This window comes from Polaromonas glacialis (assembly GCF_000709345.1).
Classification (GTDB): Bacteria; Pseudomonadota; Gammaproteobacteria; order Burkholderiales; family Burkholderiaceae_C; genus Polaromonas; species Polaromonas glacialis.
Genome location: NZ_KL448323.1, coordinates 898775 through 912924, shown reverse-complemented (window position 1 = coordinate 912924; position 14150 = coordinate 898775). Strand labels below are relative to the sequence as shown.

At 65.1% G+C, this 14150-nt stretch carries 14 protein-coding genes; 11 read left to right on the top strand and 3 right to left on the bottom strand.

The annotated features are described in order from the left end of the window. The first annotated feature begins 100 nt into the window (after window positions 1-100). The 7 genes from EC86_RS0104730 (at window position 101) to EC86_RS0104700 (ending at window position 6599) form a co-directional block, all read left to right on the top strand. Entirely contained in the window at window positions 101-883 is a 783-nt protein-coding gene (locus tag EC86_RS0104730; protein WP_029524534.1) for a transporter substrate-binding domain-containing protein, read from the top strand. Window positions 884-975: 92 nt separating this feature from the next. After that, window positions 976-1647, top strand: coding sequence for an amino acid ABC transporter permease (locus EC86_RS0104725; RefSeq protein WP_029524533.1), 672 nt, complete (start codon window positions 976-978; stop codon window positions 1645-1647). Next, window positions 1644-2429 (top strand): amino acid ABC transporter ATP-binding protein, encoded by a 786-nt coding sequence (locus EC86_RS0104720; RefSeq protein WP_084181158.1) that lies wholly within the window; start codon window positions 1644-1646, stop codon window positions 2427-2429. Before EC86_RS0104725 ends, EC86_RS0104720 begins: the two co-directional genes overlap by 4 nt. A 17-nt stretch (window positions 2430-2446) precedes the next feature. Further along, a complete protein-coding gene (locus EC86_RS0104715; protein WP_029524531.1) occupies window positions 2447-3697 on the top strand; it encodes a cysteine desulfurase-like protein in 1251 nt (416 codons plus the stop codon). After that, the gene (hydA, locus tag EC86_RS0104710) at window positions 3694-5106 is read left to right on the top strand and encodes a dihydropyrimidinase (RefSeq protein ID WP_029524530.1); all 1413 of its coding nucleotides are present in this window, start codon (window positions 3694-3696) and stop codon (window positions 5104-5106) included. Before EC86_RS0104715 ends, hydA begins: the two co-directional genes overlap by 4 nt. A 21-nt stretch (window positions 5107-5127) precedes the next feature. Continuing rightward, window positions 5128-6066 (top strand): MurR/RpiR family transcriptional regulator, encoded by a 939-nt coding sequence (locus tag EC86_RS0104705; RefSeq protein ID WP_051675722.1) that lies wholly within the window; start codon window positions 5128-5130, stop codon window positions 6064-6066. A gap of 2 nt (window positions 6067-6068) precedes the next feature. Next, on the top strand, window positions 6069-6599 hold the full coding sequence (locus EC86_RS0104700) for an ureidoglycolate lyase (protein ID WP_029524528.1): 531 nt from the start codon (window positions 6069-6071) through the stop codon (window positions 6597-6599). A gap of 124 nt (window positions 6600-6723) precedes the next feature. Here the strand turns inward: EC86_RS0104700 and EC86_RS0104695 are convergent, their stop codons facing one another. Then, window positions 6724-7548 (bottom strand): NYN domain-containing protein, encoded by an 825-nt coding sequence (locus EC86_RS0104695; RefSeq protein ID WP_232229792.1) that lies wholly within the window; start codon window positions 7546-7548, stop codon window positions 6724-6726. A 152-nt stretch (window positions 7549-7700) separates the two neighbouring features. On the opposite strand from EC86_RS0104695, the gene EC86_RS0104690 reads away from it, so the two are divergent. Together EC86_RS0104690 and EC86_RS0104685 are read left to right on the top strand one after the other, a co-directional pair. Continuing rightward, window positions 7701-8606 carry a dienelactone hydrolase family protein gene (locus tag EC86_RS0104690; protein ID WP_029524526.1) on the top strand — a complete coding sequence of 302 codons (906 nt, stop codon included), beginning with the start codon at window positions 7701-7703 and terminating at the stop codon, window positions 8604-8606. A gap of 34 nt (window positions 8607-8640) precedes the next feature. After that, a complete protein-coding gene (locus tag EC86_RS0104685) occupies window positions 8641-9741 on the top strand; it encodes a glycerophosphodiester phosphodiesterase (protein ID WP_084181157.1) in 1101 nt (366 codons plus the stop codon). Between the two features lie 20 nt (window positions 9742-9761). Here the strand turns inward: EC86_RS0104685 and EC86_RS0104680 are convergent, their stop codons facing one another. Both EC86_RS0104680 and EC86_RS28525 read right to left on the bottom strand, forming a co-directional pair. Then, window positions 9762-10409, bottom strand: coding sequence for a glutathione S-transferase family protein (locus EC86_RS0104680; protein ID WP_029524524.1), 648 nt, complete (start codon window positions 10407-10409; stop codon window positions 9762-9764). Further along, entirely contained in the window at window positions 10403-10618 is a 216-nt protein-coding gene (locus EC86_RS28525; RefSeq protein ID WP_156955214.1) for a hypothetical protein, read from the bottom strand. The genes EC86_RS0104680 and EC86_RS28525 overlap by 7 nt, the downstream gene beginning before the upstream one ends. Here EC86_RS28525 and EC86_RS0104675 point away from each other — a divergent pair. Further along, window positions 10593-11015, top strand: a complete 423-nt coding sequence (locus EC86_RS0104675) for a hypothetical protein (protein ID WP_029524523.1) — start codon at window positions 10593-10595, stop codon at window positions 11013-11015. The two genes, EC86_RS28525 and EC86_RS0104675, sit on opposite strands and share 26 nt — an antisense overlap. A gap of 213 nt (window positions 11016-11228) precedes the next feature. Next, the gene (locus tag EC86_RS26915) at window positions 11229-14015 is read left to right on the top strand and encodes a PAS domain-containing protein (protein ID WP_084181156.1); all 2787 of its coding nucleotides are present in this window, start codon (window positions 11229-11231) and stop codon (window positions 14013-14015) included. Window positions 14016-14150: the final 135 nt, after the last annotated feature.

Here is a 14150-nt window from a genome sequence, read left to right as displayed (position 1 = left end):
TTACTCTGCTAGAGTGACGGCTACCGGACAGCTTTTTTTTCTTCCCGCCATGCCGGCCACTTGCCTTTTCAACCGTTTCCATTCACTGGAGTCAGACAGCATGAAATTCAAACTCTGCGCCGCAATGCTCACCCTGGTTGCCTCTGCGGCCGTCCCGGCTTTTGCCGCCGACTGGACAGTGGGCGCCAACGTCGGCAACGTGCCCTGGGAATTCCAGGACGCCAGCGGCAAGATCGTCGGCTTTGAAATCGACCTGGTCAACGAAGCCGCCCGGCGCGCCGGCAAGACCGTGCAGATCGAAAACATTCCGTTCAACGGCCTGTTCTCGGCGGTGCAGTCGGGCCGCATCCAGATTGCGGTGTCGTCCATCACCATCACGCCCAAGCGCCTGGAATCGGTGGCCTTTGCCCAGCCCTACTACGACAGCGACCAGTCGCTGTCGGTGCTGAAAGCCACCAAGATCAACAGCCTGGAAGACACCGCCGGCAAGACCATCGGCGTGGACACCGGTTCCACCGGCGACATGTACGCCACGCAAAACACCGCCAAATACAAGATTGCCACCATCACCCGCTATGAAGGCCTGGCCCCGGCCATGCTGGACCTGGCGGCGCGGCGCATCGACGGCTATATCAGCGACATTCCGGCGGTCGAGTACTACATCAAGGACAAGCCGCAATACCGCATCGCCGCGCGCATTCCCACCGGCGAGCGTTACTCGTTCATGACGGCGAAGAACTGGCCTGAAGGCGCACGGCTCAACGACATCCTGACGGAAATGAAAAAGGACGGCTTCGTGTCGAAAACCCACCAGAAATGGTTTGGCACCGTGCCGCCGGCCGACTCGTCCACCGTCAAGGTCATGGACGTTCCGAAGCTGTAGGCGGCCATCGCCACCGGCGGCCCAGGGCTGCCGGTGCGCGGCTTTTTTCCTGAATCCGGCAACGACCCCACCCACCCAACAGGCCCATACGCATGGATTTGATCGACACCTTTTTCAACTGGAGCGTGCTGCGCGGCGCGCTGCCGATGCTGATGCAGGGCCTGGGCATCACCGTCATGCTGGGTGCGATCAGCATCGTGCTGGGCCTGGCCGGCGGGCTGCTGCTGGCGCTGGTGAGGCTGTACGGTCCGGCGCCGGTGCGCGCCACGGCCCGCATCTACATCGACGTGTTCCGCTCGATTCCGATCCTGGTGTTGCTGGTGCTGGTGTATTACGCCCTGCCTTTTGTGGGCGTTCGCCTGTCCTCATTCGCCTCGACGGTGCTGACGCTGTCGCTGGTATCAAGCGCCTATGCCGCCGAAATTTTCCGCTCGGGCATCGAGGCACTGCCCAAGGGCCAGTTCGAGGCATCCGAAGCCATGGGGCTGAACTTCCTGGACACCATGCGCGACGTGGTGCTGCCGCAGGCCTTTCGCATCGTGGTGCCGCCGCTGACCAGCAACTGCATCAATGTGCTGAAGGACACCGCGCTGGCGTCGGTCGTGGCCATGCCCGACCTGCTCAAGCAGGCCACGCAGGCGCAGGCGCTGGCCGCCAACCCGACGCCGCTGATCGGCGCCGCCCTGCTCTACCTGCTGCTGCTGCTGCCGCTGGTGCGGCTGGTCGGCTACTTTGAAGCGCGCCACCGCGCCGCCACCCGATGACCTCCACCACCGCATCGCCCCACGTCGCCATGACGCTATCCGAAAACGCCCCGCCACTGATCCGCATCAGCCAGCTGCAAAAGCGCTACGGCGACTTCATTGCGCTGCACGACATCAACCTGGAGATTGCCGAGGGCGAGGTGGTCGTGGTCGTCGGCCCGTCGGGCTCGGGCAAGTCCACGCTGATCCGCTGCATCAATTTGCTGGAGGACTACCAGCAAGGCGAGATCTGCGTCGATGGCCAGCCGGTGGTGCGCGGCAAGACGCTGGCGCTGGTGCGGGCCGAGGTCGGCATGGTGTTCCAGAGCTTCAACCTCTTTCCGCACCTGACGGCCTTGCGCAATGTGGCGCTGGGGCCGCTGCGCGTGCGCGGGCTGAGCCGGACTGCTGCCGACCTGCGGGCGGCCGAACTGCTGGCCAAGGTCGGCCTGGCCGACCACGCGCACAAGCTGCCGGGGCAGCTTTCGGGCGGCCAGCAGCAGCGCGTGGCGATTGCGCGCGCGCTGGCGCTGGAGCCCAAGGTCCTGCTGTTCGACGAGCCGACCTCGGCGCTCGACCCGGAAATGGTCGGCGAGGTGCTCGACGTGATGCAGAACCTCGCCAAGTCCGGCGTGACCATGGTCATCGTCACCCATGAAATGGGCTTTGCCCGGCGCGTCGCCGACCGCGTCATCTTCATGGAAGCCGGCCGCGTCATCGAGCAGGGCCGGCCAGCGGAATTCTTTACCAACCCCCGGGAAGTGCGCACCCAGGCCTTCCTGCATGCCATCGTCAACCATTGAAATCGAAGCACCTACCCATGAGCCCAATGCAAACCGAACTGAACCTTGACCTGGTGCGCGCGGAATTTCCGGCGCTCGCCAGCGGCTACACCTTCCTGGACAACGCCGGCGGCTCACAGGTGCTTGCCCGCGTCGCCGACCGGGTGCGCGACTACCTGCTGACGAGCAGCGTGCAGCTGGGCGCGAGCTATTCCGAATCGGTCGCGGCCGGCGAGCGCGTCATCGCGGCGCGGCGTTCGGTGGCGCAGCTGATCAATGCCGCGCACGAGGACGAAGTCGTGATGGGCAGCGCCTCGACCAGCCTGATGTTCTTGTTCACCCAGGCGCTGCTGCCGGGAATCCGGCCGGGCGACGAGATCATCGTCACCAATACCGACCACGAGGCCAACATCGGCGGCTGGACGCGGCTGGAAAAGGCCGGTGCGGTCATCAGGTTCTGGAACGTCAACCTCGACTCGCTGGCGCTGGACCTGGATGACCTGCAAAAACTCCTGAGTCCGCGCACCCGCTGGGTGGCGATGACGCATGCATCCAACATCCTGGGCACGGTCAATCCGGTGGCCCAGGTGGCCAAACTGGTGCATGCTGCCGGCGCAAAGCTGCTGGTCGATGCCGTGGCCTATGCGCCGCACCGCCTGGTCGATGTGCAGGCCAGCGGCGCGGACGCCTATGTCTTCAGCTTCTACAAGGTGTTCGGTCCGCACTTTGCCGTGCTCTGGGGCAAACGCGACATGCTCTTGCAACTGCCCAGCCTGAACCATTACTTCATCGGCCCCGAGGTGCTGCCCTACAAGCTGCAGCCCGGCAACGTCAACTATGAGCTGTCATATGGCTGCATCGGCATTTCAGATTACCTGTGCGCCATGGGCACGGCGCACGGCGCCACAGGCAGCCAGCGCCAATTGATGCAGGCGGCGTTCGACCTGTTTGAACAGCATGAAGACCGGCTGGCCGAGCGGCTGCTGTCCTACCTGCGCGGCAAGGCAGGCGTTCGCATCGTCGGCCTGCCAGTGCAGACGCCCGGCGAGCGCGTTCCGACCATCAGCTTCATGGTCAAGGGCCGCCCCTCCGAATCCATCGTGCGCCACCTGGACCGGTTCAACATCGGCATCCGCTTTGGCGACTTTTACGCCAAACGCCTGATCGAGGCGCTCGATCTGCAGGCCCAGGGCGGCGTGGTCCGGGTTGCAATGGCGCACTACAACACCCTGGAAGAGATCGACCGGCTGATCCGCCACCTTGACGAAGCCATAGGCCCGGCAGCATGAACACCACCCTGATCCGCAACGGCCGCGTCATCACGGCCACCGACGATTACGTCGCCGATGTCCTGATGCAGGACGGCGTGATCCATGCCATCGGAAAAAACCTGGCCGTGGGCGAAGGCGTCCGGATCATCGACGCCAGCGGCCTGTATGTGCTGCCGGGCGGCGTGGACACCCATGTCCACCTGCAAAACATCATCGGCCCGACGGTTACCTGCGACACCTTCGCCAGCGGCACGCGGGCGGCGGCTTTCGGCGGCACCACCACGGTGGTGGACTTCGCCCTGCAGACCGCCCAAGACTCGCCGCTCGAAGCGATTGCGCGGGCGCAGCGCCTGGCCGACCCGCAGGTGAACATCGACTACAGCCTGCACGTCATCGTGACGCGGGTCGATGCGCAGGTACTGGCCGACGTGCGCCACGCCATGCGGCATGAAGGCGTGACCAGCTTCAAGATGTTCATGGCCTACCCCGGCGTGATGATGGCCGACGATGCGGCGATTTTCCAGATGCTGCGCCAGGTCGGCGCCGACGGCGGCATGGTGGCATTGCATGCCGAAAACGGCACGGTGATCGACCTCCTGATCAGGGAAGCGCTGGAGGCCGGCCACACCTCGCCGCGCTACCACGCGCTGACGCGCCCCGCCATCCTGGAGGGCGAAGCCACGCACCGGGGCATCCGGCTGGCCGAGCTGGCCGAGGCGCAGATCTACTTTGTCCATGTCTCGTCGAACCAGGCGCTCAAGCACATCGTCACCGCGCGCGCCGAAGGCATTCCGGTGTTTGCCGAAACCTGCCCGCACTACCTGCTGTTTGACGATTCGGTCTACAACAGCGACGAATTCGAGATTGCCAAGTACGTCATGACGCCGCCGCTGCGCACATCGGATGACCAGAAACACCTGTGGCGCGCGCTGCGCTACGACGACCTGCAGGTGATCGCCACCGACCATTGCCCGTTCTGCATGAAGGAAGGCCACCTGGGCTACCAGCGCCAGAAGATGAGCGGCCAGCATGACTTCTCGAAAATCCCCAATGGCGCGCCCGGCATCGAGACCCGGCTGGTCAGCCTGTTCGACATCGGCGTGATGCAGGGCAAGCTGTCGCTGAACCGCTTCGTGCAGCTGACCTCGACCACGCCGGCCAAATTGTTCGGCCTGTTCCCGAAAAAGGGCACGATTGCCGTCGGCAGCGATGCCGACGTGGTGCTGTTCGACCCGGCCGCCACGCAGGTGATCCATGCCGAACACCTGCACAGCCAGTGCGACTACACGCTGCTGGAGGGGCGAACGCTGCGCGGCCAGGTGAAAAAGGTGTTCCTGCGCGGCGAGCTGATCGTCGACGGCGAGCAATGGCTGGGCCGCGAAGGCATGGGCCGCTTCGTGCCGCGTGGTACCGTGCAGGCTTTTTGAACCACCACGGGCCCTATCTTCGTGACACCCACCGTCCAGTCCGCAGCACCGGCCAGCCCCGCCAGAGCGGACCGCCCCGCCCGGCCCGCCAACCTGGCCGAGCTGCGCGAACTGATCGGCCGCGAGAGCGAAAGGCTGACGCCCCGCCTGCGCGCCGCCGCGCGCTATGCGCTGGACCATCCCAACGAAGTGGCGCTCAACCCCGTGGCCACGCTGGCACGCACGTCCAAGGTGGCTGCCGCGACCTTCATCCGCCTGGCCCAGTCCCTGGGTTGCGAAGGTTACAGCGACCTGCAGCGGCTGTTTCGCGAGCCGCTGCAGCATGCCGGAAAACCCAGCTTTCCGGAACGCATCCGGCACTTCGGTGGCGAGCAGACGCTGGACAACCCCGACGATCCGGCGCAGGTGCTGCAGGCGTTCAGCCAGGCCAACATGGTGTCGCTGGAGCATCTGCGCGCCGACGCCGCCAGCCTGCCGCTGCAGGCCGCCATCGAGCTGATCGAGCAGGCTCCACTGGTGCATGTGGTGGGGCTGCGCCGGTCGTATGCCGTGGCCGCCTACCTGGCCTACGCGCTGAACCGGGTCGGCTGCCCGACGGTGCAGATCAACGGCCTGGGCGGCAGCATCAACGAGCAGGCCTCGATTGCCGGCGCCGGCCACCTTTTGATTGCCGTCAGCTTTCCGCCGTATGCCGGCGACACGCTGCAGGTGTGCCAGCAGCTGAGCCGGCGTGGCGTGAAGCGCCTGGCCCTGACGAATTCGATCTTCAGCCCGATTGCGCAGGGCGCCGACCTGGTGCTGGAAGTCAACGATGCCGAGCTGCTGGGTTTTCGCTCGCTGTGCGCCGCCATGAGCCTGGCGCAGACGCTGGCCATGGGCGTGGCCTTCAGCAAGCGCGGCAAGCAGCGCCTGGGCGCCGGCGAAACCTTTGAAACCGGTCTTGAAGACATCGACTGCTAGCCATGAACCCCTGCATCCTGACGCCTGAACCCTTGACCGCCGCCGCGTTCGCGCCGTTTGGCGATGTCATCGAGGCCAGCGACAGCGCCCAGCGTTTCCAGGTCAACCAGGGCCATGCCGAGCGCTACCACGACCTGGCCAGTGTTGACCTGGCCGGCAACGGCGCCCGGGCGCTGATCAGCATCTTTCGCTCGCATCCGCGCCAGTTCCCTCTTTTTTTGAACGTGCTGGAACGCCACCCGCTGGGCAGCCAGGCCTTCATGCCGCTGGCAGCCCTGCCCTATCTGGTGGTCGTGGCGCCCGGCGGCGACGCGCCCGACGTGCAGGCTCTGCGCTGCTTCCTGGCGGCCCCCGGGCAGGGCGTGAACTACGCGCGCGGCACCTGGCACCATCCGCTGCTGTCGCTGCACGCGACCACGGATTTCCTGGCCATCGACCGGGGCGGCCCCGGCGTCAACCTGGAAGAACACGCGCTGCCCCCCGAACATATCCGGATTCTTGCGCCGGCTGATGGGCCGCCCAGCCGGTCGTGAAGGCCATGGAACGCATGGCGCCATGAATTGATCTGTTTTCAGCACAAAAAAGGCACTTCCCGCATATCCAGCTTGCGTAAGCAGCTATCTTTTTTATAGTCCCTTGATCACCTGAAAGCGCCCATCAGCGCAGCCGCAGCAGGGGCGGCTGGCCATCTTCGCTGACTTCCAGCAGCGCGCTGAAGGCCGACAGCATGGCCGGGAAATTCGCGTGGCCGTACTCCTTCGCATCAAAGGTCGAATCGAGCCGTCGGATCATCTGCCAGACGGCTTGCGGGCTGACCCAGGCATCGCCCTGGGCCTGGGCCAGCAGGCGAATCGCGCGCGTCAGCAGCCCGGCGGCGGCGTCATCGGCAAGCGACGCTGCCGGTTGCGCGGCCGCCAGCCCCGGCGCCTGCAGGTTTTCCAGCAGGTTTTCGTAGTAATGGAAAGCGTGGCAGCTCTTGGCCCAGTGGCGGTTGGTCGATTTGCGGGTGCCGATGCCGACCAGGCTGCGGCCTGCGGCCTTGACCTTTTGCGACACCGGCATGAAGTCGCTGTCGCCGCCGACGATGATGACCGTGCCGATATGGCCGAAGCGGCCCATGTCTTCCATCGCGTCCAGGCACAGGCTGATGTCGGCGCCGTTCTTGGCCGAGCCGCCGGGCGGGAACAGCTGGATCAACTCGACCGCGCACTGCAGCAGCGCATCGCGGTAGCGGCTGAAATACTGCCAGTTGCAGTAGGCGCGGTTGATGGCGATCGGCCCGAATGAGGCCGCCAGCTCGACCACGGCCTGGATGTCGATCAGCGGCTCCTGCACCCGAAAGCGGTTGTCCTGCTTGCTGTAGGCGCCCTCCTGACGGGCTTCGCACAGGCTGGCGTGCAGGTTTTCAAAGTCCCAGTAAAGGGCCACCGAGGCTTGGGGTTCGCTGGCGCGCTGGCGCATGGAGGCTCCTGGCAAAGCCATGATGCTAACGCGCCGGCACGCTGGCACAGGCAAGGCCGTTCCATCGGACTCGCCCGGCGATAACCCCAAGGCTTGCTGCCCATGAACAGACCGCGCGGCGGCTGGTCGGCGCGCGGCGTATTCTGCTATTTTTTTTAACCAAGGAACGCCCCATGCCGCCACGCTTGACCGCACAAGACTTTGACCAGGAATTGCTGATTCTGTTTGATGCCTACGTCCACGGCAGCCTCGACCGGCGCGGCTTTCTGGTGAAAGCGCAAAAGTTCGCCACGGCGGGCGTCACCGCCGTCGGCCTGCTGGCGGCGCTGAGCCCCAATTTTGCGGCGGGCCAGCAGGTCCCGCAGGACGATGCGCGGCTCAGGACCGAGCGGCCGAGCGTTCCCTCGCCCGCCGGCAATGGCAGCATCAAAGGCTACCTGGCCCGCCCCGCCGGCGCGGGCACGGCCAGATTGCCCGCAGTTCTGGTGATCCACGAAAACCGGGGCCTGAACCCGCACATTGAAGACATCACGCGGCGCCTGGCGCTGGACGGCTTCATGGCGTTTGCCCCCGACGCACTGACGCCAGTGGGCGGCTATCCGGGCGACGAAGAAAAAGCCCGGACCTTGTTCGCCACGCTGGACCAGGCCAAGGCGATGGAGGACTTTTTGGCCGCGAGCCTGTGGCTCAATGCCCGACCCGACGCCACGGGCAAGCTCGGCGCGGTGGGCTTTTGCTATGGCGGCGGCATCGTCCACCAGTTGGCCATACGCCTGCCGGAGCTGCATGCGGCCGTGCCTTTTTATGGCAACAGCCCCGCGCCCGCTGAAGCGGCCAGGGCCAAGGCGCCGCTGCTGGCGCATCTGGCCGCCGTGGACGAGCGCATCAATGCCGCCTGGCCAGCGTACGAAGCCGCGCTGAAGGCGGCGGGCGCCAAATACAAGATGCACCAATACGCCGGCACGCAACACGGTTTCAACAACGACACCACGCCGCGCTTTGACGCGCAAGCGGCCCAGCTCGCCTGGGAACGCACGGTCGGCTTTTTCAAGGTCCAGTTGCAGATGGCTGCGGGCTGAAGATGGTGTCAGACTGCTGAATCCCGGGGTGGGCATGAACCGGCGGCATTGCCTCGCGTGGGGGGCCATCGGCGTCGGCCTGCCCGGCTGGACCGGCGGTGTGCAGACCCGTGCATCGCCACTGCCCGGCAAACTGGTGATCGCCCACCGGGGCGCCAGCGCCTTGCGCCCCGAGCACACGCTCGAAGCGTATGCCCGGGCGATCGACGACGGCGCCGACGCGATCGAGCCCGATCTGGTCAGCACCCGGGACGGCGTGCTGGTCGCGCGGCATGAAAATGAAATCTCCGGTACCACCAACGTCGCCGACAAGCCGGAATTTGCCGACCGCCAGGCGACAAGGCTGATCGACAACGTCAGCACCACCGGCTGGTTCACCGAGGATTTCACGCTGGCCGAACTGCAGACGCTGCGCGCCCGCGAGCGCATTCCCCTGAACCGCCCGGCCAGCACGGCCTTCAACGACCGCTTCGTGGTGCCGACATTGCAGGCTGTGATCGACCTGGCGAAAGCCCAGACACGGGAAACCGGCCGGACGATTGCCCTTTACCCCGAGATCAAGCATCCGGGCTATTTCAGGTCGATCGGCCTGCCGCTGGAAAAGCGGCTGGTCGATGCGCTCCATGCCAATGGCTATCAAGACCGCCCGGCGCCGGTGTTCATCCAGTCCTTCGAGGTGGCCAGCCTGAAGCAAATACGTTTGTTGACCGACCTGCGCACCGTTCAACTGCTGGCGGGACGCGGCCGGCCCGAGGACTTCCGGCTGGCAGGCGACGCGCGCACCTATGCCGACATCGGCAGCGCCGCCGGCCTGCGCGAAGTCGCCGGCTATGCCAGCGGGATCGGGCCCGACAAAAACCTGGTGATTCCACGCACCGCCAGAAATCGCCTGTACACGCCGACATCGCTCGTGGCTGACGCGCACGCTGTGGGCCTGTTTGTGCATCCCTACACCTTCCGCCCTGAAAACCCTTTCCTGCCGGCCGAGCTGCGGCGCGGCGTTACCGCATCGCCGAGCGAACAGGGCGACCTGGCCGCCGAGATCAGCGCGTTTCTGCGCGCCGGCATCGATGGCTTCTTCACCGACGACCCGGCCACCGGCCGCGCAGCGCTCGATGCCTTCAACAGACGCTGAATACCCTTGGCGCGGACGGCTCAGGCTGCAGGCCTGGCCTGGTAGGCCTTGCGGTCGGCCAGCACCTTCTTCGCCGACGGCCGTTCGCTGACCAGGCGGATGTAGGGCTTGTAGTCGATGCCGGCCGCCAGCAGCAGGTCTTCGCCCAGGACGGCCTTGCTGGCCATTCCGACCAAGGGCAGGCTGGCAAAGGCGGCGCAGTCCGCCTGGGTGAACCCCTCGCCCGCCACGTAAGGCGAAAATTTCGCCAGTTGCTTGAAGGCAGGAATGTTCTTTTCGAGTTGCCTGCGCACCCGCGCCTGGGTCGATTCGCTCACCGTTCCGCCAAAAAACGCCTGGCCGTAGAGTTCGCGCGCGACCAGTTCCAGGTGCAGTTCGATGAAGGTGATGAGTTCGCGCACCTTGGCGGCGGCGAACGGGTCGGCCGGCAGCAGCGGCGGCGCGGGCCAGGCCGACTCGATGAATTCCATGATCGCCTGGCTCTCGCACAGGCAGCCGTCGGGCGTGCGCAGGAAGGGCACCTTCCCGAGTGGCGAAGCGGCAAGCGCCGCCTCATCGGCAATGGGCAGCGTCACCACCTCTTCGTTGAAAGGCACGTCTTTTTCAAGCAGCGCCAGCTTGACCTTGTTGTAGTAGTTGGAAACGGGAAAGCCGCAAAGTGTCAGCATGAAATGAAGTCTCCTGAAGTTGGGAATGCCAGTTTAGGTGGAGTCTGGCCACGGGCTTGGAGCGGCTGCGACAGCAGCGCCGCCGCAGGGTCAATCAGCACAGCCATGCTGTCATCGTCACGATAATCAACACCACAGGCCAATGCAGCCTGGGCCCATTTTTCAACGTCAGGAGTCACCCGTTTGCGAACACCGTTCTTTTTTGCCATCGTGATGTGCAGCGTTTTTTCAGCGCAAGCCGCCGAGCCGCCGTCGCCTGCGCCGCATCCCCTCACGGGAAGCTGGTCCTGGACATTGCCGGACAAGCCCTGCACCGAGCAACTTCACTACCGCGCCGACGGCACGCGCCTGGGCAGCAGCGGCGAGGAAACGACGCAAAGCCGCTACGAAGTCGCGGCCATTCCCAGCCTGCTGGGCTTTTACCGCTTGAGTGAAACCGTGACCGAAAGCAACGGGAAACGCGACTGTTCGGGCGACCTGCACGAAGCGCCCGGCGAGCCGCTGACACGCTTCATCCAGTTCAGCCCCCGGAAAGACCAGCTGATCATCTGCCGGGAAGAGTCGCTGAAGGCCTGTTTTGGCCCCTTGAAACGCCTGCCTGGCTAGGCAGGCCTGCAACAGGCCAGAAGGCGGATTGCAGACGGCGCCAGTTTGTAAGGAACTGCTGACAGGCGGCCTAAGGGAAGTTCCCTTACATCCCAAGGCTGGAAGCCGGCAAAGATATGATCAGGCGTTTTTACCCAAAACTGCTGGGGTACCAGGACTGGTTCGCGCAGCGCACGACCTCTAAATCCAGCATCCTGAACCAGTCTTTACCTTATGTACCAAAACCTCCCCGCAGCGTCCATGCCCATGCGTTACCTGGGTTTGGCCTATGCCCAGCGCATGACCGAAGCCCCGGCGTGGCAGCGCTACGCGCTGGCGCTGGTTTTCTTCGTCGTCGCGCTGGCTGCGCGGTTTGAACTGGTCGATGTGCTGCCTGACAAGGGCTTTCCCTTCCTGACCTTTTTTCCGGCCGTGTTCCTGGCCACTTACCTGACGGGACTGGGCCCGGGGCTGCTGGCGTCAAGCTTGAGCTTTCTGGCGGCCTGGCTCTTTTTCATCCAGCCGGACCGGTCTGTTTCTCTGACGGGCGCCGACATGGTCGCCCTGGCTTTTTTCTCCTCCATCCTGCTCATCGACTGCCTGGTGATTCATTTCATGAAGTCGGCGCTGGCACGCGTGAACAGTACCGAGCGGCAATTGCGCGAGTCCAGCCAGCGGCTCAGGCTGGTGCTGGACAACCTGTATGCGTACGTCGGCATCCTCAGCCTCGACGGAACCCTGCACGAGGTCAACGAGGAAGCCTTGCTGGTAACCGAGTTGCGCAGGGATGAGATTCTCGGCCGCCCCTTGTGGGAGGCCTTCTGGCGGGCCAGCGATGCCAGGCAGCAGCGCGTGCGCGCAGCCATCGAGCGCGCGGCAACCGGCGAAACCGTGCGCTTCGACATCGAAGTGGAGCATTCCGGAAAGACGCTCACGATTGATTTCCAGGTCGGGCCTCTGCGCGAGGGCAACGGACAGATCACCGCCCTGGTGGCCAGCGGGGCGGACGTCACGGACCGGGTGCTTGCCATGGCCGCGCTCAACGCCAGCCGCAAGGAGGCCATCAGCGCTGCCGAAGCGGCAGAGGCCGAGCGCCGTGTGCTCGATGCCACCTTCAACGCAGTGCCCGCCAGCATCATCGTGGCCGACGCGCAGGGCAGGATCGTTCGCATGAACGAGGCCACCGAAGATATCTGGGGCACGGCGCCGTTCTCGAAAAATGCCGGCAACTATGGCGAATGGAAAGGCTGGTGGGCCGATGGGTCGGCGCGGCACGGACAGCGGATACTGGCGCATGAATGGGGCCTGGCGCGCTCGCTGCGGGGTGAAACCTGCAACGACCTCATCGAGATCGAACCCTTCGGCCGGCCAAACGAGCGGCTGTTCACCATGCTGTCGTCGGCGCCGGTCCTCGGCGCGGCCGGTCAGGTGGTCGGCGGCGTCGTGGCGCAGGTGGATGTCACGGACCGCATCCATGCCGAGAAGGCGCTGCGCGAACGGCAGCAGCTGCTGCAGAGCACCATGGACAACTTTCCCACCGTGATTGCCTACAAGGACATCGACGGCCGCTTCCTGGACGTGAACCACAAGGTGGAGAAGGTCCTGGGAATGAGCCGGCAGGCAATATGCGGCCTGACGATGCATGACCTGGTTCCCGCGGCCGATGCCGATGTGGTGCGCCAGCACGACCTGCAGGTGATGCAGACCCGGCAGGCCATGCAGATTGAAAAGGTCACCCCGCTCGACAGCGGCACGCTGCACCACCTGGACACCAGTTTCCCCCTGATCGACATCGACGGGCATGTTTACGGCACCGGCCATATCTCGCATGACATCACCGGCATCCGGCTTGCCGAACAGGCGCTGAACGCCGCCAACGGACAACTGCGCGAAGCCGACCGCCAGAAAGACGAGTTCCTGGCGACGCTGGCGCATGAACTGCGCAATCCGCTGGCGCCCATCCGCACCGCCGCCGAGGTGATCCGGCTTCGCAACCCGACTGACCAGACGGTCCAGCGGGCGCGCACCGTCATCGAGCGCCAGGTGCTGCATCTCACGCGCCTGGTGGACGACCTGCTCGACATCTCGCGCATCACGCGGGGAACGGTTCATCTGCAGCACGAGAAGCTGGACCTGTGCGCCGTGGCGCAAAGCGCCATCGATTCGGTGCAGTCCACGCTGGACGCCGCCGGGCTGACGCTCACGCACCTGACCGACCCGCCGCCCATTCCGGTTCGCGGCGATGCGACCCGGCTGGTCCAGTGCGTCGTCAACCTGCTGACCAATGCCGTCAAGTTCACGCCGCCCGGCGGCGCCATCACCGTTCGGGTGGCCCGGGAAGGCAGCGCGGTCGCCATCGAGGTCAGCGACAACGGCAGCGGCATTCCGGCCGGCAGCCTGGAAAGAATCTTCGAGCTGTTCGTTCAGGAGCGCCCCAGCGGCCTGTATGGCAACACCGGGCTGGGCATCGGCCTGGCGCTGACACGCAAGCTGGTGCTGCTGCACGGCGGCAGCGTGCAGGCCACCAGCGCCGGTCCCGGCCAAGGCAGTACCTTTCGCATCGAACTGCCAGTCGATGACGCGCCTGAGAGCGTGGCAGCGCCGGCGGCCGAAGCACCCTTGGCCGATGGCGCCGGCGCGCGCCTGCTGGTGGTGGAAGACAACCGCGATGCGGCCGACCTGCTGGCGGAAATGATGGACATGATGGGCTTTCGGGTCAGCGTGGCCTACACCGGCGAATCGGCACTGGCCGCCATGGAAAAAGACATGCCCGACGCGGTGCTGATGGACATCGGCCTGCCCGACATCAACGGCTACGAGGTCTGCCGCCGCCTGCGCCAGCTTGCGGCTCCAAGGCAGCCGGTGGCCATTGCCCTGACCGGATGGGGCAACGACAACGACCGCGACCGGGCGACCGAGGCCGGTTTCAACGGACACCTGACCAAGCCCGCCGAACCCGACCGGATCGTTGCCCTGCTGCATGAACTGCTTGCCGCACCAGGCGGCCATGCAGTGCCCTGAAAAAATTAACAATTTCAATGCATGTCAGGAATGATGAACTGGCGAGCCGGCAAGGCCACCGGCCGCCAATGCAGGCAATTTATCTAAGGGAGGCGGAGATTTCCAATGTACCCATGTCATGCCGGGCTTGACCCG